Here is a 19,130-nt window from a genome sequence, read left to right as displayed (position 1 = left end):
TTTTCATTTATTGTGACTGCAATAATAATTCTCATTTAATTTATAAATGCGTTTAATTCCCGTTTGCATTATTAACGCCACGCTTTTTTATTTTATCTTTTGCAAACAGTTTAATAACAAATTATAGTGCGGCGATAACCCCCCCTTATTCTGGAGCGAATATGCTGAAGCCGGATATGATTGAAAAACTCAATGAGCAGATGAATCTTGAACTTTATTCTTCCCTGCTTTATCAACAGATGAGCGCCTGGTGCAGCTATCACAGCTTTGAAGGGGCGGCGGCATTTTTAAGCCGTCACGCGCAGGAAGAGATGACGCATATGCAGCGTCTGTTTAATTACCTGACCGACACCGGCAGTTTCCCGCGTATCAACGCCGTGCCGTCGCCGTATGCCGACTATGCGTCGCTCGATGCGCTGTTCCAGGCAACTTACGAGCATGAGCAGCTGATCACGCGTCAGATAAATGCGCTGGCGCATGTAGCGATGACCACACAGGATTATCCGACCTTTAATTTCCTGCAGTGGTATGTGGCTGAACAGCACGAAGAAGAGAAGCTGTTTAAATCCGTACTGGATAAACTGAGCCTCGCAGGCAAAAGCGGTGAAGGGCTTTATTTTATCGATAAAGAACTCGCGACCCTCGACGCCCAGGCATGATATTCCCACGGTAATGACGCCCGTCATTACCGTTTTTATTTCCCTTACCTTTATTCTTTCCCTTTTATTTTTTGTCCCTTTTCTCACCCACTCTGGCTCAGAGTGAACCAGACTGGCATATGCGCACGATGTAAACTTTAAGTTACGCATCACGTAACGTCAGTTTGACGAACTGCGCAGAATTCTTTACCCTGCGCAGCATAAATTTTCAAAGGATCGTTCCAGGACAGTACACCGCGTGAAGAACCGCACTCTTGGCAGTATTTTTATCGTCGCCGGCACTACGATCGGCGCAGGGATGCTGGCGATGCCGCTCGCGGCGGCTGGCGTTGGCTTTGGCGTGACCGCGCTGCTGCTCTTTATGCTCTGGGCGCTGATGTGCTACACCGCGCTGCTGCTGGTGGAGGTGTATCAGCATCAGCCCGCCTCAACCGGCCTCGGCACGCTGGCGCTGCATTATCTCGGCAAACCGGGGCAGTGGCTCGCAGGCTTCAGCATGCTGTTTTTAATGTACGCACTGACGGCGGCGTATATCAGCGGCGCGGGCGAACTGCTGGCCTCAAGCCTCAGCCAGTGGCTTGGCATGACCATCACTCCTGCAACCGGCGTGCTGGCTTTTACCGCCGTGGGCGGCTTGATTGTCAGCATCGGTACGCACAGCGTTGACATGGTGAACCGGCTGTTATTTACCGCCAAAACGGTCTTTCTGGTCGTGATGCTGGCGATGATGATGCCGCATATTCATCAGGCGAATCTGCTGACGCTGCCGGTCGAACAGGGCCTTGCGCTCTCTGCCCTGCCGGTGATTTTCACTTCATTCGGCTTTCACGGCAGCGTGCCAAGTATCGTCAGTTATATGAAAGGCGACGTGCGTAAACTGCGGCTGATATTTATTACCGGCAGCGCGATCCCGCTGGTGGCGTATCTTTTCTGGCAGCTCGCCACGCTTGGGGCGATTCCATCCACGACGTTTATGGGCCTGCTCGCCACGCATGCCGGGCTGAACGGGCTACTGCAGGCGGTACGCGACGTTGTCGCCTCGCCGCATGTGGAGCTGGCCGTACATCTGTTCGCCGACCTGGCGTTAGCAACCTCGTTCCTTGGCGTGTCGCTCGGGCTGTTTGATTATCTGGCGGATATGTTTAAGCGCAGGCGTACCGTGGCGGGCCGTGCTCAGAGCGGGCTGATGACGTTCGCGCCGCCGCTGGCCTTTGCGCTTTTCTACCCGCAGGGATTTGTGATGGCGCTCGGCTACGCGGGCGTGGCGCTCGCCGTGCTGGCGCTGCTGTTGCCGGCGATGCTCGCCTGGCAGAGCCGTAAACAACATCCGACGGCCTGGCAGGTCGCAGGCGGCAAAGCGATGCTGGCGGTGGTGTTTGCCTGCGGCATCGCCATCATCGCCATCCAGTTTCTGATTAGCGCAGGCTTACTGCGCGAAGCAGGCTAACCACACCATAAAAAAGCCCCGTCAGACGGGGCTTTTTTTATTCGTCACTCAGCGCTTTGCCAAAATAAAAGCGGGTGTGTTGATTCAGATAGCCTGACGCCTCGCCATACCTCTCATAACCCTGTTTGCGATAAAACGCGGGCGCCTGGAAGCTGAAGGTGTCGACAAATACGTGCCTGCAGCCGCGCCTGCGCCCCTCTTCTTCCGCCATGGCGATAAGCGTCGCACCGACGCCCTGCCCGCGCAGGGTTTCGTCCACCCACAGATAATCGATATGCAGACAACCCCAGGCGCTGCGGCCGGACAGCCCGCCCGTGAGTTTCCCCTGCGCGTCGTTAAGGGTGATGACCAGTTCACGCAGATCCACAGGCATATGACTGGCGTTGTACAGGCCAACCTGTTTTTTGATCTGCGCTTTAAGCGCGTCGTCAGGGGTGTCGGTAAGCAGGTATTCCATCGTCGTCTCCTTGCTGTCTCAGAAGACCATAAACGATTTATCCCCGGCGGGGTAAGCGCTGAAATTAAGGCGTTGAAAAATGAGGAATGACGGGCAATACAAAATAAAAAACCACCCGAAGGTGGTTTGCACGACACTGCTTATTGCTTTGATTATTCTTGTCTTTCCCATGGTGCCCGGGGCGGGACTTGAACCCGCACAGCGCGAACGCCGAGGGATTTTAAATCCCTTGTGTCTACCGATTTCACCACCCGGGCTCGGGAAGAAAGTGGAGGCGCGTTCCGGAGTCGAACCGGACTAGGCGGATTTGCAATCCGCTACATAACCGCTTTGTTAACGCGCCAGAATTGCGTTGCCTTTTCAGGCGGACACCAGCAAAAGGCTGATATCAGAATCTGGAGCGGGAAACGAGACTCGAACTCGCGACCCCGACCTTGGCAAGGTCGTGCTCTACCAACTGAGCTATTCCCGCTTATCGAAGTAATTATGCTAAACGCTTGAATCTAATTACTTGATTTGTTTATCGTCTGGCGAACCGTGCCGCCGTTCGATGCGTTGCATTCTACTTACCTGACGCAATGAGTCAACGAAATTTTCAGGCTACCTGGTTCGTTTGCTGAATTTTGCGTCGGATAGATCAACGTTCGAGCAAATCGCCGCGCGCGGCGTGCAGATACTGGAACATTGACCAGAACGTCAGCGCCGCCGCGACGAAAAAGAGCGCGATACCGGCGTACTCTACCCACATGTTCGGGCGCCACAGCAAACCGATCAGCGCCAGCATCTGCGCGGTGGTTTTGACTTTACCTATCCAGGAGACCGCCACGCTGCTGCGCTTGCCAAGCTCCGCCATCCATTCACGCAACGCGGAGATAATAATTTCGCGCGCGATCATGGTGGCCGCCGGCAGGGTTATCCACCAGCTGTGATAGTGCTCAGCCACCAGCACCATTGCGATGGCGACCATCACCTTATCCGCCACCGGGTCGAGAAACGCGCCAAAGCGGGTACTCTGGTTCCAGCGGCGCGCGAGAAAACCGTCAAACCAGTCGGTAATGGCCGCGAGGCAGAAGATCAACGCGCAAAGAAAAGGGGCCCAGTGAAAAGGCAGATAGAATGCCAGCACGAAAAATGGGATCAGAATGACACGAAACAGCGTCAGCAATGTAGGGATGTTAAATCGCATAGTGCAGGTAACTATCTGTCATAATTTAAGATTACCGCTATGTTGCTACATAGCCCTTAATGTTTCAACGAGTAGTAGATCTTTTCTGCGAGCGCCTGCGAGATGCCCGGCACTTTCGCGATTTCTTCAACCGATGCGTTCAACAGCGGCTGCAATCCACCCATATATTTGAGCAACATCTGGCGACGTTTCGGGCCGATGCCTTCGATCGTCTCAAGCGTACTGGTGTTTTTGACCTTAGCGCGTTTTTTACGGTGCCCGGTTATCGCATGATTGTGCGACTCATCGCGAATATGCTGGATAACATGCAGCGCCGGGGAATCGGGCGGCAGCGCGAAGCCCTCCCCTTCCGGCTCAAGGAACAGCGTCTCAAGCCCGGCTTTACGGTCGCTGCCCTTCGCCACGCCAAGCAGCAGCGGATGATGTTTATCCCACGTCACGTCCAGCTCGGCGAAAACCGCTTTTGCCTGGCCAAGCTGGCCTTTGCCGCCATCAATAAGGATCAGATCCGGCACTTTGCTCTCTTCGATAGCTTTACCATAACGACGACGCAGTACCTGATTCATCGCCGCGTAATCATCGCCCGGCGTGATGCCAGTAATATTATAGCGGCGATATTCAGAACGCAGCGGCCCGTTTGCGTCAAACACCACACAGGAGGCGACAGTCTGCTCGCCCATCGTATGGCTGATGTCGAAACACTCCATGCGTTTCACTTCAGGCAGATGCAGCGCCTGCGCAAGCGCCGTCAGACGCTGGCTGATAGTGGACTGCTGCGACAACCGTGTGGTAAGCGCCGTGGCAGCGTTAGTGCGCGCGAGCTTCAGGTATCGCGCGCGGTCACCGCGCGGTCGGGTCTGGACGTTCACGCGACGCCCGGCGATTTCCGACAGCGTCTCCGTCAACAATTCCGGGGTGGTGAGATGAAAATCGAGCAGGATCTCGCCCGGTAACGTGCGCATCTGGCTGCCCTGTAAATAGAACTGGCCGACAAATGTCTCCACCACTTCCGCAAGCTCAGTGCCGCTCGGCACTTTCGGATAATAGCTGCGGCTGCCGAGGACTTTCCCCTGGCGGATAAACAGCACATGCAGGCAGGCCATGCCCGACTCGAACGCCACGCCGATGACATCCAGATCGTCGCCGTTGTTGGAGACAAACTGTTTTTCCGTTACGCGACGCACTGCCTGAATCTGATCGCGCAGGCGCGCGGCCTCTTCAAACGCCAGATTCAGACTCGCCTGCTCCATCCGCGCCACCAGTTGGTTGATGACCTGATCGTCTTTACCGGCGAGAAACAGCCGCACATACTCCACCTGCTGCGCGTAATCTTCTTCGCTCACCAGCCCTTCGACGCACGGCCCGAGGCAGCGGCCAATCTGATACTGCAGGCAGGGCCGCGAACGGTTGCGGTAGACGCTGTTCTCACACTGACGAATCGGGAAAATCTTCTGCAGCAGCGCAAGGGTTTCGCGCACCGCGTAGCCGTTCGGGAACGGGCCGAAATACTCCCCTTTAGCATGTTTCGCGCCGCGATGAATCGCCAGACGCGGATGCGTGTCGCCGCTCAGGAAAATATACGGATACGATTTGTCATCACGCAGCAGCACGTTATAGCGCGGCTGGTAAAGCTTGATGTAGTTGTGCTCCAGCAGCAGCGCTTCGGTTTCGGTGTGGGTCACCGTCACGTCGATATTCTGGATCTGCGCCACCAGCGCTTCGGTTTTACGGCTGGCGAGGTTGCTGCGAAAGTAACTGGACAGGCGTTTTTTAAGATCTTTGGCCTTGCCGACGTAGATAACCGTCCCGCTGGCGTCATACATACGGTAGACGCCAGGCTGGCTGGTGACGGTTTTCAGAAATGATTTTGAATCGAAAACTTCACTCACTGACTTGATAAGGTCTCCGCGTTACACAGGCCATGGCGGATGGCCAGATGCGTTAACTCGACGTCGCCATGAATGTTTAACTTACTAAACATTCGATACCGATAACTGTTAACGGTTTTAGGGCTGAGATTAAGCTGCTCAGAGATTTCATTGACCTTTTGGCCTTTGGTAATCATGAGCATAATCTGCAATTCCCTTTCCGACAAACTCGCGAAGGGAGATTCGCTGCGGTCGGGCTCTATCTGACTGAGCGCCATTTGCTGTGCGATGTCGGAAGCGATATAGCGTCGCCCGGCGTGAACGGACCGGATGGCGCTTACCACTTCGGCGGGGGCCGCACCTTTACTCAGATATCCCGCGGCGCCGGCCTGCATCACTTTCGCCGGAAGCGGGTTTTCCGTATGAACGGTAAGCATGATCACTTTAATGTCTGAAGAATAACGAGCGATTTTGCGAGTCGCCTCCAGGCCGCCAATGCCCGGCATATTCATGTCCATCAGCACCACATCCACCGGGTGAATGCGACACCATTTGATGGCGTCCTCGCCGCAGCAGGCTTCGCCTGCCACTTTAATGCCCTTCATATCTTCAAGTATGCGTCGTATCCCTGCGCGCACCAGTTCGTGGTCATCAACAAGAAGAACGTTGATCAAAGGAAAACACTCCTCAAAAAGGGATAACGCTGCTGGTAACTTATTCGCCCCATATTAGCGTTTTTTAAGTCAACTTTGAAACGCAAAAAATGCAGTTATGCGCCCGACTGAGAGGGGAAACAGAATTAAAACGCGTTTTTAACTCGCCAAACCTCGCCGCCATCCTTAAAAAACATTGAAAAATCAAAGTACAGCATTTTTCGATCTAACTTATTACGAAGCGTGAATTTTCAGGCAATAATTAACAACTTTTAAATTCACAACGTAGAAACTTATTAGAAACATATATTTTTAACGCGACGCCAGCGAACCTGGTGAAATGTTTGCTCTCAGTAAAACCTTATTATAATAAGCCGGGCGCCGCGCAGATCGCTCAAAAAATCGGCGCCAATTACTTTTTTGGACCTTATGGTATACTCCGCCGCCTCAAAACATCGACAGGCGTGCCCGGCGCACGCCGCCACACAGAAAAGGACATAAACATGAGCGCTCCCGATTTTTCCACCTCAGAGCAGATGCAGGAACTGGCTGTTGAAGTCTCCTGCCTGAAATCCCTTTTGACCCTGATGCTGCAGGCCATGGGCCAGGCTGATGCGGGCCGGGTCATCATTAAAATGGAAAAGCAGATCGCTGAAATGGAAGACGACGCGCAGGCGGCGGTATACACCAATACCGTTAAGCAGATTAAACAGGCTTACCGCCAGTAATTAAAAAACCGGCTGGAAGCGGTTATTCTTCCAGCCGGTCTGGGCGTCTGACACGCAGAACGAATTACCCGCTCAAATCAGGCCAATCGCAGCAGCATAGCAGGCAATTTGCGTTTTGTTCGGAGCATTAAACTTCTTCTGCATATTTTTCTGGTGGAAATTAACAGTATTTTCCGAGATAGATAATATTATCGCTATTTCCGCCGACGTTTTACCTTCCGCCGTCCACTGCAATATCTCTTTTTCTCGTTTACTCAGTTTCATTTCCAGCACGGTCACCGCCGGATCTTCCAGCCGCGCCATAGTGACCAGGCTCTGCTCCACTAAATGCTGAAGTCGCAACGCCAGTTCGTCATCCGACATGGCGTGTCCACGCGGGCTGGTTCCAGAGACGGACAGGAATCCCTGGGCGCGGTTAGGCGCAATGACGCACTGCGTTACGCCCTTGACCAGACCGTGGTCGCGCGCGGCATTCCAGAGCTCTTCCGCCGCACCGGAGAACAACGCGTCGCTCCAGGGGAGATGGCCCATCAGGTAATTCTGGGGCTTCAGCACCGGGTCTATCACGTAGTAATTTTCCGCCTGATAATGCTCAAGCCAGGCTTCGGGATAGGTGGTGTGCAGCGTCAGTTTGGGGCGTGTGAAAGGCACAGGGTGACGAACGCAAAGCGCGAAATAATCATATTCCATGTTCTGCGTTTCGGTTTTCAGGAGCGAATAAATGTCGCTCGAATCCTGAATTTCCTGAAAGCGGGTCGCCATTTCCCGACGCCAGTTAAAAAAGTCACTTTCCTTCATGCTGTGGGGCGAAACTCCTGTCGTGCTGTGAGCATTATTTTTTGTGATATGACAAAGTAACACATTCTACATAATTATTAATATCAATAATCGGCATTCTGTCAGTGACTTTGAGCCAGCGAGAACCTTTAAGGCAAATTATTTCGCTAAGAGCCTGTTGATGCTGATTAATTCGTCAGACGAATTTTAAGGCTTATTTTTGGCAGGGTTTAAGGCGGCAGCCCGGCGCGTAAAACACGCCGGGCGAGGCATCAGGTATTAAGAAATTTATCTAAAAACTGGCGCGTGCGCGGCTGCGTCGGGTTAGCAAACAGGGCTTTCGCCTCGCCCTGCTCCACGATTTTGCCCTGATCCATAAAGATGGCGCGGTCGGCCACGTCGCGCGCGAAACTCATCTCATGCGTCACGATAACCATCGTGCGCTTCTCCTGCGCCAGCTGGCGAATCGTGTTCAGCACTTCGCCCACCAGCTCCGGATCTAACGCCGAGGTCGGCTCGTCAAACAGGATAACTTCAGGGCGCATCGCCAGCGCACGCGCAATCGCCACGCGCTGTTGCTGTCCGCCGGAAAGGCGTTTCGGGTAGCTGTTTTCCTTACCGGATAGCCCCACTTTCGCCAGCAGCTCACGTGCGCGGGCGGTAGCGTCGGCTTTCGGCTCGCCTTTCACGATAACCGGCCCTTCGATGATATTTTCCAGCACCGTGCGGTGCGGAAACAGGTTAAAGCTCTGGAACACAAACCCCACCTGCTGGCGCAGCGCCCGCACCAGACCGCGCTGCTCGCGTGCCGGTTTCGCGGTGTCGATAAGAATATCGCCCACGCGCACGGTGCCGCTCTCCGGCTGTTCGAGCAGGTTAATGCTGCGCAGCAGCGTGGTTTTGCCGGAGCCGCTGGGGCCGATAATCGCCACCACTTCCCCGGTCTGCACTTCCAGATCAATGCCATGCAGCACCGTCTGCCCGTGGAACTTCTTCACCAGGTTTTTGACCTCAATGGCACTCATTTCGGATCGCGCTCCTGTCGGTTTAGCTGGTTTTCAAAATGGTTTTGCAGCGCGGACAGTACCGTCGCCATCACCCAGTAGATAAGCGACGCGGCCAGATACATGGTGAACACTTCCAGCGTGCGCGAGGTAATCAGCTGCGCCTGGCGGAACAGTTCCGGCACCTGAATCGTAGCGGCAAGCGAGGTGTCCTTCACAAGGCTGATAAAGCTGTTGCCGAGCGGCGGCAGCGCCACCCGCGCGGCCTGCGGCAGGATAGCGCGGCGCAGCGTCTGCCACGGCGTCATACCGATGCTCGCCGCCGCTTCCCACTGTCCTTTATCGATGGACGAAATCGCCGCGCGCAGCGTCTCCGAGGTATACGCCGCGGTATTAAGCGAAAGCCCAATCATCGCCGCCGGAACAGGATCAAGCTCAATGCCGAACTGCGGCAGGCCGTAGTAGATCATAAAGAGCTGTGCGATAAGCGGCGTACCGCGAAAAATCGAAATATAAAAGCGCGCCAGCCACGACACCGGCCAGAAGGCCGACAGCCGCATCATCGCCAGCACGAAGCCCAGCACCAGGCCGAAGAACATACCGCCGATGCTCAGCTGTAGTGTGAAAATGGCCCCTTTCAGAAGAAATGGCGCCGAATCGATAACCAGTTGGATACTTTCCTGCATTATGTTGGTTTCACCCTGCGTTTAAACGTGCGGATGGTACGCGAACAGCGCCGGAGCGCCGCCGGTGTGAATAAAAAGAATCGGGCCGTTATCCTTAAAGCGGTGCTGCGCGATGCCGTCAATCAGCCCGGCCATCGCTTTGCCGGTGTAAACCGGGTCAAGCAGAATGCCTTCGAGACGCGCCAGCAGTTTCACCGCCTCCATGCCCTCATCATTAGGTACGCCGTAGCCCGGCGCGAAATAGTCGTCCCACAACACGATATCGGCGTTGGCGTCGAGCTCCAGCGCCTGCGCCACGCCCTGCTGCAACGCGACCACTTTCGGTTTCTGCTCCGCCACCGTGCGGGAGACCGTCACGCCGATAAGCTCGGCATCCGGCATCCCCTGCTCCAGCCCGACCGCCAGCCCCGCGTGGGTGCCGGCGCTGCCGGAAGCCACCACCACTGATGAGGGCCGCACAATGCCTTCGCACTGCTGCACAATCTCAAGCGTGCTCTCGACATACCCGAGCGCGCCCAGCACGTTCGAGCCGCCGACCGGGATCACATACGGACGAAATCCCTGGGCTTCCAGACGCACCGCCAGTTCATCGAGCTGGCGGTCCGGCGCGTCGAGCGCGTCGCACATCTCGACCTGCACGTTAAACAGATCCAGCAGCAGACGGTTGCCGTTGGTCAGGTAGTTTTCTTCGCGGGTCGCGATAGGGTTTTCCAGCAGCGCCACGCAGTGCAGGCCGAGGCGCGCGGCCACCGCCGCCGTCTGGCGCACATGGTTGGACTGAATCGCGCCCGCAGTCACCAGCGTGTCTGCGCCTTCGCGCAGCGCCTGGGCGGCGAGAAACTCCAGCTTGCGCAGCTTATTGCCGCCCATCGCCACCGGCATCGCGTCGTCGCGTTTGATAAAAATTTCGCGGCCCAGATAGTCGGACAGGCGCGGCAGAAACTCCAGCGGAGTCGGGGCGCCGATAAGCTCAAGGCGCGCAAAGCGGGTGAGATTATGCATCGTGGAACCTCATGCCAGTTCAGCGGTTAAACCGTCATTATGCAGCAATTTTCCGGCGGCATAAAAAAAGGCGCTGATATCAGCACCTTTTTTCAGCAGCGATAACCTTATTTGGTCACGTCTGCGCCAAACCACTTGTCAGAGATTTTCTTCAGCGAGCCATCCTGCTGCATCGCGGCGATCGCTTTATCGATAGCCTGCACCAGATCCTCGTTGCCTTTACGCACCGCGACGCCCGCTTCCTGACGGGAGAACGGTTCGCCTGCCGCTGCCAGCGTATTGTTGGTTTTCTTCACCAGATCCAGCGCCGCCAGGCGGTCCACCAGAATGGCGTCGATACGGCCTACGCGCAGATCCTGATATTTAGTCGGGTCATCGTCATAGGTGCGGATATCGACACCCTGTACGTTCTGGCGCAGCCACTCTTCGTAGTTGGTGCCAAGACCGACGCCCACTTTTTTGCCCTTGAGATCGGCTGCGGTTTTAATGCTCGCCGCGTTCTCTTTCTTCACCAGCGCCTGGATACCGGAAACGGTATAGGGCGTTGAGAAATCATATTTTTTCTTGCGCTCGTCAGAGATGGTGACCTGGTTAATCACCACGTCGATACGCTTAGAATCCAGCGACGCCAGCATCCCGTCCCACTTGGTAGGCTTAAGGGAGGCTTTAACGCCCAGGTGCTTCGCCAGCTCCTCGGCGAACTCCACTTCGAAACCGGTCAGCTTGCCGTCATCGCCCTGGAAGCTGAACGGCGGATAAGTGCCTTCCAGCCCGACCAGCAGCGTGCCGCGTTCTTTAACTTTATTCAGCAAATTTTCCGCAGCATAGGTTTTTACGCTCATGCCCGCCACCAGCGCTACCGCCATAACGCCCATCAGTGCCTGACGACCTAAAAGTGCAAGTTTCATAAATACCCCGAATTAACGAAATTGAGTTGTAGTGTAAGTAGTTACGCAAAGAAATCAAAACCACTGTGCTACAACTTATACCTTTTTAATATATATCAGAAGTGGCCGCTGAGGCGGTTTTCTCCGTCGGGGCTAAGGAGAGCTGCTGATACTGGGCATACTTGCGAAGCGCAATCCGGTAATTATTGGTGCTCGTCAGCGGAAGATACGCCTCCAGATGCTCGTCGAGATTATCCTGACGGGCAAGGGAGAGCGGCACCTGACGCTGGGTGAGATGCGCGCCGAGACGCCGCAGGCGCACCACGTATTCGCGGATCGTGCCGTGGCTCATATCGGTCTGTTCGAAGAGGTATTGCTTAAAGCCGATGATGTCGAAGTAGTTGCTCTGCTCTTTACAGTGCAGATCGCCACAGAAGCGACAGAGCGCCACCCAGTCCTGCTTTTCAAGCTCCCAGGTGGCCTCGTCGAGAAGCGTGTCGAGCGCAGCGATAGCGACCTTGTTCACAATTTCGCCGCGGTGGACCAGCGTAATGCGGTCCAGCAGCTTGTGACAATGCGCACAATGCGTCTGCGAATGCTTAAAGTCTTTAAGGTAGCGGCTCAGGGGCCGCCTTTTAGGTTGCTGCGCCGTCATGATAACTCCTGGTTGTCGTTCCTCTGTGCGGCATTACCAGGATGATGACGAATCAACAACCTATAGCTTACCCAGCTTGGTTCGCAGACGTTTAATGGCCTGGCTATGCAACTGGCTGACCCTTGATTCGCCCACTTCCAGTACCGCGCCAATCTCTTTGAGATTGAGCTCTTCCTGGTAGTACAGCGTCAGCACCATCTGCTCGCGCTCCGGCAGCGATTCAATCGCCTCCATCACACGCTCGCGTAAATTGCTTTCCAGCAGTTGATGCAGCGGGTTTTCGTTCTGGTTATCTTCCGTCACCAGTTCGATACTATCGCCATGCTCTTCACGCCACTCGTCATAAGAGAAAAGTTGACTATTGTTCGTGTCGAGCAACATCTGACGATATTCTTCAAGCGGGATACTCAGTCGCTCTGCGACCTCCAGTTCCGTCGCGTTACGCCCCAGTTCCTGCTCCAGTTGGCCTATTGCCTGCGCCACCTCGCGCGCGTTGCGTCGGACACTGCGTGGCACCCAGTCACGGCTGCGCAGCTCGTCCAGCATCGCGCCACGTATACGCTGCACTGCGTAAGTGGTAAATGCCGTTCCTTGCAGGGCGTCATAGCGTTCTACAGCATTCAGCAAGCCGATGCCGCCCGCCTGTAACAAATCGTCCAGTTCGACGCTCGCCGGCAAACGCACCTGCAGGCGCAACGCTTCGTGACGCACCAGCGGGACATAACGCTGCCAGAGCGAGTGTTTATCCATTACACCATCAGCGGTATAGAGAGAATTCACGATAAACGGCCCTGCGTTAGTTGAGTTATCGGCGTGATTATCTAATTCTACAGCGCTTTTTAATCGGGAGAATAATGGTCTAAATAAGGGGTTATTTTCAGGTTGTAAGCTAACTTGCTGAAAATACGCTGATTAATAAGAAATTAAAGTTAAACGACGGGTCAGCATTTCAGCCAGCGGATAGCCATCCCAGTGCAAAGAGAACTGCATACTCTGCCCGAGCGGCACAATACGATCGACGCCGCGCGGTTTAGCGGTGGCTAAAAACCGTTGAAAATCCTGAGGATCTACGCCAAAGCTCACGATCGTCTGGCACTTCTCCCCGCACAGCGGCGCGATGTCCAGCAGATCCTGCGCAACATATTCAATAAACAAACCGCTCTGGTGATGATCCGTCAGTAACGCGCCATCCGGCGCGTGAGTTTGCGCCAGGAACAGACGATTATCGGGTTGCGCAATGCGTCGCAGCGTCGGGTCGTTTACCGTATGGGCGCAGAACCACGCGAGATTACTCACGGCGGTGGCGGGCAGCGGCGCGTAGCGCTCACCGCACCAGTCGCGGAACGCGGGCCAGAACTGCGCGCGCGCTTCATCGGCGCGATCGCCGGTCCAGACCACCATTTTCGCGGCAGTACACGCCTGCTGGCTGGTGAGCAGCGTGTCGTTATAGAACGCCTCCAGCAGACGCGCTTTATCCGGCGCGGCAAGCCAGGCGTCGGCGTTGATCACCGCAAAGGAGTAACGATCCGCAAACGCGATATCCACGCCGCGCGGGCGCAGCGCCGAGCGCCGGACCTCGCTGATAGTGCGATCGCCGCCCCAGATAAGCCGCGCGTCACACAGCGCGGAAAAATAGTCCGTCAGCGCCGCGTCGTGCGGGTATTGCACCAGACAGAGACTGTCGGCGAGTGCCGGCACGTGCGCCAGCGCCCCTTTCAGCGCCTCGCAAATCAGCGCCGTCTGCGGGAACGGTTTTGAGGAGAGCCGCACGATGTTCGCGTTGCCGGTAAGCAGCCCCGCCGCCAGCGAAAACGCGAAATTCACCGCCACGTTAGAGGGCGCGATATGAAACGCCACGCCGCGGCCCTGAGTCATGCCCTGCGGCATAAATTCCTGACGCAGCTTTTCAAGCGACGCCGGACGGCACCAGAAGGCCAGGCTCACCACGTCGCTGTAGGCCCGCACGCGCGGGTCGGCCAGCAGCCGGCGGGAAAATTCGCTTAAGAACGTGAGCGTCTCGTCGTCAAACGGCGCGCGCGGGCGAAAGCGCTCAAGGGCGGCGAGCTGCGCGGCGTCGCCCAGCAGAAAAGTCAGGTTATCAAAACTGGGCTGCATAAGTGTCGCTACATCCTCTGATTTCGGCCTGTTGCAGGCGTCCGTTGATGCGAAAATATTTACCGTGCCGTCCACAGGGGCAGTCATCCTCGCCAAGCCAAACGCCCTCATCTTCTGTGAGCAGCGAATGCCCCGGATAGGACTCGGGAATAAGCGACAGCACCTGGACAATCCCGGCACGCCCCGGCGGACAGACCGAGAAATCGTGCGGATCGCGGATAATCACATCGGAAAAAATACTGGCGTGCAGGTGACCCTGTTCGCACTGCATGTAGATGCAGCCGGTCTGTTCCACCATGCCGTAATAGTCATAAATGCGCGTCAGCCCGCAGACATCATGCAGGCGGCGGGCGAACTCCTGCGGCGACACCGCTTCGCTGGCGAGTTTTTTCCACCCGCCGCCGTGGATCAAAATCCCCTGGCTGAGATCGAGCCGCTGCCCGCTTTGCGCGAGCGCGCGCCAGAAATGCTGCCAGATCATAAACGTGAAGCCGAACAGCAGCACCGGTTTGCCTGCGTGTTTCGCAAGAAACGCCGTGATGCCGTCAATATCGAGCTTCATGTCGTCATCCAGTGCGAACGCGCGGTCGGCGCCGAAGATAGAAAAACCGAGAATGCCCGCGCCGCGCGCGGAAAACATGGTGCGATCTTTCAACACCGAAGGCGCGTCAATAATCAGCATCGGCAGACGCCCCGCGCCGGTAAACGCGCTGACAATTTTCACCAGCGTTTTCTGCTGGTTGGCCGCGGTCTGTTTATCAAGATAAATACGCGACACCGCCTGGCCGGTCGTGCCGGATGACGTCATCACCTTTACCGCTTCGTCCGGCGCGATGCTCGCAAGCGTCAGGCTTTTAAACAGCGACACCGGCAGAAACGGCACCTCTTCCGGCGCGGTCAGCGCCGCCGTATCCACACCCAGCCCGTCAAGCATGGCGCGGTACGGCGCGCAGTTTGCGCGATGATGTTCCGTGAGCCATTGCAGGCGCTGCGTCATCAGCGCGCGTTTGTCGTCGCGCGCCAGCGAATAAGGGGGTTGCTGTAACCACTGCGCGTAATCAAGCACTGAGCGCCTCCAGTTGTGCGTAAAGCGTTTTTCCGGCGGCGTTTTTCGGTATTGTCGCAAGCGTCACCACGCGAAACGCGCTGTGGTGTAGCTGACAGGTCTGCGCCAGCCAGGTTTTCACTGTGTCAGCCTGGGTCTCGTCGGTAAGATAAAGCGTGATGCGGTCATCGACGCCGCCGGTGGCGCAGTCCAGCCCGACAAAGCGGTTTTTCACCAGCTGTTCCAGCTCATCCAGCCCGACGCGGTTGCCGAACACTTTTAAAAAACGTTTTTTGCGCCCGACGATGGTGTACACGCCCTGCGCGTCACGGCGGGCCAGATCGCCTGTCGCGAGCCGCCCATTAAACTCATCGCCGCGCGCGAGACACTCACGCTCCTGCGCGTAGCCGAGACAGACGTTCGGCCCGTAATAGATAAGCTCGCCGGTCTCATCCGGCGCGAGAATCTCCGCGCCCTGTTCATCTTCCAGCGTAAAGCGCCCGCCCGGAATGGCCACCCCCATCGCGCCTGGCAGCGCCGCTGCCAGGCCGGCAGGCAGATAGCCCATGCGCGAGGTCGCCTCCGACGCGCCATACATCACCACGAAACGCTTGTCCTGCGCCTGCGCCCAGGCGGCGAACGCCTCATGCAGCGTCGCGGAGAGCTTGCCCCCCGCCTGAGTCAGCGTGCGCAGCGACGGCAGCGTCATGCGCATAAAACGCAGCTTATTGAGCATCTCGAACGTATAAGGCACGCCCGCAAGCGACGTCGCCTGCTGGCTTTTAACAAACGCCCAGAAACCGGGCTGCACCGGGCCGCTGCGGGTCATCAGCAGCGTCGCGCCGCGCGCCAGGTGAGTATGGATGACCGATAATCCAAATACATAGTTCATCGGCAGATAGACCAGCGGACGCTCGCTCGCGTCAATCGCCAGATAGTCGCAAATGCTCTCGCAGTTGCTGATGAGATTCTGATAGCTCTGGCGCACCAGCTTCGGACTGCCGGTGGAGCCGGACGTGGTAATCAGCAGCGCCAGCGCGTCATCCATCGCGGGCGCAGGTTCACCGGTCGCGATGAGCTGATAACCGCCCAGGCGTAGCAGCACCTCGCCCGCCGCCTCGCGCCCTTCCGGCAGCCAGAGAAAGCCGGGCCGCCAGCGGGCCAACAGCGCATTAGTCAGCGCGTCGTCAAGCTGGCCATCGAGCATCACCGGCACCGTGCGGGCGTTAAGCGCCGCCAGATAGCCGGTCAGCGACGCCGCGCTGTTTTCACAAAAGCAAAACAGCAGCGCGCGGGCGGGCAGATGCGCCTGCACCTGCGCCACCTGCTGCGCCAGCTCGCCCCAGGAGAGCGTCACGCCGCCATCTTCGATAAGTGCCACGCCGTCGCGCGGCGCGTGTGAGAGTTGCCAGAAAGGCGCTGTTGTCATAACACCGCGTCCAGAATCTGTTGTGTCACTTGCGGGGCCGTTAAGCCGCACTGCTCCAGCTTCCAGGCGTATTCGCCCGCCGGGCCGTAGCCCTGTGGAATGCCGAGCCGCAACAGGCGCGGCGCCCCGCCCTGTTCAGCGAGATATTCCGCCACCGCGCCGCCCAGCCCGCCGACCACGCTATGTTCTTCCAGCGTCACCAGCAGACGATGGCCGAACAGGCTTTTCAGCGTGTCGGTATCGAGCGGTTTAATGGTATGCATATCGATAACCGCGCAGCGTAGCCCGTGCGCTTCCAGCGCCACGGCGGCTTTCAGCGCCACGGCGACCATGCTGCCGGTAGCCACCAGCGCGATATCCTCGCCGTCACGCAGGCGCATCGCCTTACCGAGCTCAAACACCGCCTGCTCGGGGTACACGACCGGGGTACGCATACCGCCGGTCAGGCGCAGATAGACCGGGCCGTGGTGGCGCGCGGCCAGTTCCGTGAGCTGCGCTGTCGCCGTCGCGTCGGCGGGCGAGAGAATAGTCAGCCCGGAAATCGCGCGCAGCGTGGCGATATCTTCGATACCGTAATGCGTGGTGCCGAACATCCCCATCGCAAAACCAGAGGCGAGCCCCACCACTTTGACGTTCTCTTGCAGATAGCCGAGATAGTGGCGCATCTGCTCGCAGGCGCGCAGCGCCGCGAAATTAGCAAACGTGGTGGCGAACGGCACCAGCCCCTGAGAGGCCATGCCCGCCGCCACGCCGATTAAATTCTGCTCGGCGATGCCGAGATTATAAAAGCGCTCCGGGTAGGTTGTGCTAAAGCGCTCCATCCCGGAGGTGATGGCGAGATCGGCGGTCAGGCCGACCAGCGCCGGATTTTCCCCGGCAAGCTTTAACAGCGTCACGCCAAAGGTGCCGCGCGTGCCCATCATCGACCAGGCACGGATTTCGGCAGGCGTTATCGTCAGGCTCATGGGTTGGCCTCCAGTTCTGCAAGCGCGGCGTCGCGCTGCGCCGCCGATAAACGGGCGCGATGAAACGCGTTGTTATGCTCCATAAACGACACCCCTTTACCTTTCACGGTGCGCGCCACAATGGCTTTCGGCTTGCCGTGGGATGGCGCGTCGAGCGCGGCCAGCAGCGCCGGAATGTCATGACCATCGCAGGTTTCCACATGCCAGCCGCAGGCGGCCCACAGCGCCGGGAAATCCATTTTGATCGTCTGCTCGCATGACCAGTCGGACTGGAAACCGTTGCAGTCGACGATAGCGGTCAGCTGATCCAGCCCCTGCTGGGCGGCGAAAAACGCGCTCTCCCAGACGGAGCCTTCGTTGCATTCGCCGTCGCCCAGCACAATGTAGTGGTGCCAGCGCTCGCCGCGCAGCCGCTGGGCTAGCGCCGCGCCGCAGGCGTAACCGACGCCCATGCCGAGCGAACCGCCCGCAAAATCGATGCCGAGCGGCGGGTTCATCGGCGTCAGCGCCGGAAAGCGCGAGCCGCTGTGGTCAAACGTCGCCAGCTCGTCATCGCTCAGCACGCCGTAGTGGTGCAGCGTGGCGTAGAGCGCGAGCGCCGCGTGGCCTTTGCTGAGCAGAAAACGGTCGCGCGCCATCGACGCCATGTTTTTAGGATCAAAGCGCATCACCGCGCCATACAGCGCGGCGGCGATTTCCACCATTGAGAGCGCAGGGCCAAGGTGAACGCCGTCTACCGGCGCCGCGCTGGCGGTGCGAATAATCGACTGGCGAATGGCGCGCGCGTCATCGATAAGCTTAGCAACGCAGGCGTTCATCGCAGGCCACCGTCAACGCGGATGGTCTGTCCGGTCACGTACGACGACAGATCCGACGCCAGCCAGACGGCGGCGGCGGCAATCTCCTGCGGCGCGCCGAGGCGACGCAGATCGGTGCCGTTACGCGTCTCTTCAATGATGTAATCCGGCATGGTCGAGAGCATGTCGGTTTCGGTCATGCCCGGCGCGATACAGTTGGCGCGAATACCCTGCTCGCCAAGCTCGGTGGCGATGGTGCGGGTGAGCGCGACGACGGCCGCTTTGGCCGCGCCGTAGGCCGCTTTACCGGCGTTGCCGTCTTCGGCGGCGGTGGAGGCGATATTCACAATGCTGCCGAAACGCTGGCGCGTCATCAGCTTCGACACCATTTGCGTAAAGCTGAACAGCGAGAAGAAGTTCACTTCAAACTGATCGCGCAGCGCCTGCATGGAGGTCATCTGAAACAGCGCGTTCCAGGTGACGCCCGCATTGTTCACCAGCGCATGTAACGGGCGTTTATCGCTCATCAGGCGTTTGACCGCGCCTTTCATCGCGTCGTTATCCGTCAGATCAAAGCACAACGGCCAGATCTCCACCTGATAGCGTTCGGCCAGCGCCGCCATGTCGGCCAGAAATTCCGGCGTTTCGCCGCGGGCATGCGCATAAATACAGGCCCCCTCAGCGGCGAAAGCCTCCACCATCGCGCGCCCGATGCCGCGCGCGCAGCCGGTGATAATGACGTTTTTCTCTTTTAACAACATGGGCTTCCC

The 19,130-nt window shown here is 57.5% G+C and carries 20 protein-coding genes and 3 tRNA genes; 3 read left to right on the top strand and 20 right to left on the bottom strand.

What is annotated here, in order from left to right; genetic code table 11:
• Window positions 1-161: 161 nt before the first annotated feature.
• Entirely contained in the window at window positions 162-659 is a 498-nt protein-coding gene (gene ftnA, locus AFK63_RS06050; protein WP_038862243.1) for a non-heme ferritin, read from the top strand.
• A gap of 238 nt (window positions 660-897) precedes the next feature.
• Window positions 898-2,106 (top strand): tyrosine transporter TyrP, encoded by a 1,209-nt coding sequence (gene tyrP / locus AFK63_RS06045; RefSeq protein WP_038862241.1) that lies wholly within the window; start codon window positions 898-900, stop codon window positions 2,104-2,106.
• Between the two features lie 37 nt (window positions 2,107-2,143).
• On the opposite strand, the gene AFK63_RS06040 is transcribed toward tyrP, so the two are convergent.
• From AFK63_RS06040 to uvrY, 7 genes are all read right to left on the bottom strand, one after another.
• Window positions 2,144-2,563, bottom strand: coding sequence for a GNAT family N-acetyltransferase (locus tag AFK63_RS06040; RefSeq protein WP_038862239.1), 420 nt, complete (start codon window positions 2,561-2,563; stop codon window positions 2,144-2,146).
• A 170-nt stretch (window positions 2,564-2,733) separates the two neighbouring features.
• Window positions 2,734-2,820: transfer RNA gene (locus tag AFK63_RS06035), tRNA-Leu, on the bottom strand.
• 12 nt (window positions 2,821-2,832) lie between these two features.
• Window positions 2,833-2,906: transfer RNA gene (locus AFK63_RS06030), tRNA-Cys, on the bottom strand.
• A 53-nt stretch (window positions 2,907-2,959) separates the two neighbouring features.
• Window positions 2,960-3,035, bottom strand: a tRNA-Gly gene (locus AFK63_RS06025).
• A gap of 165 nt (window positions 3,036-3,200) precedes the next feature.
• Window positions 3,201-3,749: a CDP-diacylglycerol--glycerol-3-phosphate 3-phosphatidyltransferase gene (pgsA, locus tag AFK63_RS06020; RefSeq protein ID WP_038862236.1), complete on the bottom strand. Its 549-nt coding sequence runs from the start codon at window positions 3,747-3,749 to the stop codon at window positions 3,201-3,203.
• A 56-nt stretch (window positions 3,750-3,805) separates the two neighbouring features.
• Window positions 3,806-5,638, bottom strand: coding sequence for an excinuclease ABC subunit UvrC (gene uvrC / locus AFK63_RS06015; RefSeq protein ID WP_038862233.1), 1,833 nt, complete (start codon window positions 5,636-5,638; stop codon window positions 3,806-3,808).
• Window positions 5,635-6,291, bottom strand: coding sequence for a UvrY/SirA/GacA family response regulator transcription factor (uvrY, locus tag AFK63_RS06010; protein ID WP_004387982.1), 657 nt, complete (start codon window positions 6,289-6,291; stop codon window positions 5,635-5,637). The genes uvrC and uvrY overlap by 4 nt, the downstream gene beginning before the upstream one ends.
• A gap of 482 nt (window positions 6,292-6,773) precedes the next feature.
• On the opposite strand from uvrY, the gene AFK63_RS06005 reads away from it, so the two are divergent.
• Window positions 6,774-6,998, top strand: a complete 225-nt coding sequence (locus AFK63_RS06005) for a DUF2594 family protein (RefSeq protein WP_038862358.1) — start codon at window positions 6,774-6,776, stop codon at window positions 6,996-6,998.
• Between the two features lie 72 nt (window positions 6,999-7,070).
• Here AFK63_RS06005 and sdiA read toward each other — a convergent pair whose 3' ends face one another.
• From sdiA to AFK63_RS05940, 13 genes are all read right to left on the bottom strand, one after another.
• Window positions 7,071-7,796, bottom strand: a complete 726-nt coding sequence (gene sdiA, locus AFK63_RS06000) for a transcriptional regulator SdiA (RefSeq protein WP_038862228.1) — start codon at window positions 7,794-7,796, stop codon at window positions 7,071-7,073.
• 251 nt (window positions 7,797-8,047) lie between these two features.
• On the bottom strand, window positions 8,048-8,800 hold the full coding sequence (gene tcyN, locus AFK63_RS05995) for an L-cystine ABC transporter ATP-binding protein TcyN (protein ID WP_038862225.1): 753 nt from the start codon (window positions 8,798-8,800) through the stop codon (window positions 8,048-8,050).
• A complete protein-coding gene (gene tcyL / locus AFK63_RS05990) occupies window positions 8,797-9,465 on the bottom strand; it encodes a cystine ABC transporter permease (protein WP_038862221.1) in 669 nt (222 codons plus the stop codon). Before tcyL ends, tcyN begins: the two co-directional genes overlap by 4 nt.
• Before the next feature lie 21 nt (window positions 9,466-9,486).
• Entirely contained in the window at window positions 9,487-10,467 is a 981-nt protein-coding gene (gene dcyD, locus AFK63_RS05985) for a D-cysteine desulfhydrase (RefSeq protein WP_038862218.1), read from the bottom strand.
• Between the two features lie 107 nt (window positions 10,468-10,574).
• Window positions 10,575-11,375: a cystine ABC transporter substrate-binding protein gene (tcyJ, locus tag AFK63_RS05980; RefSeq protein ID WP_038862212.1), complete on the bottom strand. Its 801-nt coding sequence runs from the start codon at window positions 11,373-11,375 to the stop codon at window positions 10,575-10,577.
• Between the two features lie 85 nt (window positions 11,376-11,460).
• Complete coding sequence (gene fliZ, locus AFK63_RS05975) at window positions 11,461-12,009, bottom strand: flagella biosynthesis regulatory protein FliZ (protein ID WP_038862210.1); 549 nt, start codon at window positions 12,007-12,009, stop codon at window positions 11,461-11,463.
• Window positions 12,010-12,069: 60 nt separating this feature from the next.
• Window positions 12,070-12,789, bottom strand: coding sequence for an RNA polymerase sigma factor FliA (locus AFK63_RS05970; protein WP_004387973.1), 720 nt, complete (start codon window positions 12,787-12,789; stop codon window positions 12,070-12,072).
• A gap of 132 nt (window positions 12,790-12,921) precedes the next feature.
• On the bottom strand, window positions 12,922-14,124 hold the full coding sequence (locus tag AFK63_RS05965) for an acyl-CoA reductase (RefSeq protein ID WP_038862201.1): 1,203 nt from the start codon (window positions 14,122-14,124) through the stop codon (window positions 12,922-12,924).
• Window positions 14,108-15,190 (bottom strand): LuxE/PaaK family acyltransferase, encoded by a 1,083-nt coding sequence (locus tag AFK63_RS05960; protein ID WP_038862199.1) that lies wholly within the window; start codon window positions 15,188-15,190, stop codon window positions 14,108-14,110. The genes AFK63_RS05965 and AFK63_RS05960 overlap by 17 nt, the downstream gene beginning before the upstream one ends.
• Window positions 15,183-16,598 (bottom strand): AMP-binding protein, encoded by a 1,416-nt coding sequence (locus AFK63_RS05955; protein ID WP_038862197.1) that lies wholly within the window; start codon window positions 16,596-16,598, stop codon window positions 15,183-15,185. Before AFK63_RS05955 ends, AFK63_RS05960 begins: the two co-directional genes overlap by 8 nt.
• On the bottom strand, window positions 16,595-17,563 hold the full coding sequence (locus tag AFK63_RS05950; protein WP_038862195.1) for a transketolase family protein: 969 nt from the start codon (window positions 17,561-17,563) through the stop codon (window positions 16,595-16,597). Before AFK63_RS05950 ends, AFK63_RS05955 begins: the two co-directional genes overlap by 4 nt.
• Window positions 17,560-18,381 (bottom strand): transketolase, encoded by an 822-nt coding sequence (locus tag AFK63_RS05945; RefSeq protein ID WP_038862193.1) that lies wholly within the window; start codon window positions 18,379-18,381, stop codon window positions 17,560-17,562. The genes AFK63_RS05950 and AFK63_RS05945 overlap by 4 nt, the downstream gene beginning before the upstream one ends.
• Window positions 18,378-19,121, bottom strand: coding sequence for an SDR family NAD(P)-dependent oxidoreductase (locus AFK63_RS05940; RefSeq protein ID WP_038862190.1), 744 nt, complete (start codon window positions 19,119-19,121; stop codon window positions 18,378-18,380). Before AFK63_RS05940 ends, AFK63_RS05945 begins: the two co-directional genes overlap by 4 nt.
• Window positions 19,122-19,130 lie beyond the last annotated feature (9 nt).

It is taken from the genome of Cronobacter muytjensii ATCC 51329 (assembly GCF_001277195.1).
Taxonomy (GTDB): domain Bacteria; phylum Pseudomonadota; class Gammaproteobacteria; order Enterobacterales; family Enterobacteriaceae; genus Cronobacter; species Cronobacter muytjensii.
The sequence above is the reverse complement of the archived record's forward strand: the minus strand, read 5'-3'. Positions and strand labels throughout refer to the sequence as shown.

Bases quoted from the DNA above. Each gene is read 5' to 3' on its own strand.
- ftnA (WP_038862243.1), top strand. From the start codon at position 162: ATGCTGAAGCCGGATATGATTGAAAAACTCAATGAGCAGATGAATCTT.
- AFK63_RS06040 (WP_038862239.1), bottom strand. From the start codon at position 2,563: ATGGAATACCTGCTTACCGACACCCCTGACGACGCGCTTAAAGCGCAG.
- pgsA (WP_038862236.1), bottom strand. From the start codon at position 3,749: ATGCGATTTAACATCCCTACATTGCTGACGCTGTTTCGTGTCATTCTG.
- AFK63_RS06005 (WP_038862358.1), top strand. From the start codon at position 6,774: ATGAGCGCTCCCGATTTTTCCACCTCAGAGCAGATGCAGGAACTGGCT.
- sdiA (WP_038862228.1), bottom strand. From the start codon at position 7,796: ATGAAGGAAAGTGACTTTTTTAACTGGCGTCGGGAAATGGCGACCCGC.
- tcyN (WP_038862225.1), bottom strand. From the start codon at position 8,800: ATGAGTGCCATTGAGGTCAAAAACCTGGTGAAGAAGTTCCACGGGCAG.
- tcyL (WP_038862221.1), bottom strand. From the start codon at position 9,465: ATGCAGGAAAGTATCCAACTGGTTATCGATTCGGCGCCATTTCTTCTG.
- dcyD (WP_038862218.1), bottom strand. From the start codon at position 10,467: ATGCATAATCTCACCCGCTTTGCGCGCCTTGAGCTTATCGGCGCCCCG.
- tcyJ (WP_038862212.1), bottom strand. From the start codon at position 11,375: ATGAAACTTGCACTTTTAGGTCGTCAGGCACTGATGGGCGTTATGGCG.
- fliZ (WP_038862210.1), bottom strand. From the start codon at position 12,009: ATGACGGCGCAGCAACCTAAAAGGCGGCCCCTGAGCCGCTACCTTAAA.
- AFK63_RS05965 (WP_038862201.1), bottom strand. From the start codon at position 14,124: ATGCAGCCCAGTTTTGATAACCTGACTTTTCTGCTGGGCGACGCCGCG.
- AFK63_RS05955 (WP_038862197.1), bottom strand. From the start codon at position 16,598: ATGACAACAGCGCCTTTCTGGCAACTCTCACACGCGCCGCGCGACGGC.
- AFK63_RS05950 (WP_038862195.1), bottom strand. From the start codon at position 17,563: ATGAGCCTGACGATAACGCCTGCCGAAATCCGTGCCTGGTCGATGATG.
- AFK63_RS05945 (WP_038862193.1), bottom strand. From the start codon at position 18,381: ATGAACGCCTGCGTTGCTAAGCTTATCGATGACGCGCGCGCCATTCGC.
- AFK63_RS05940 (WP_038862190.1), bottom strand. From the start codon at position 19,121: ATGTTGTTAAAAGAGAAAAACGTCATTATCACCGGCTGCGCGCGCGGC.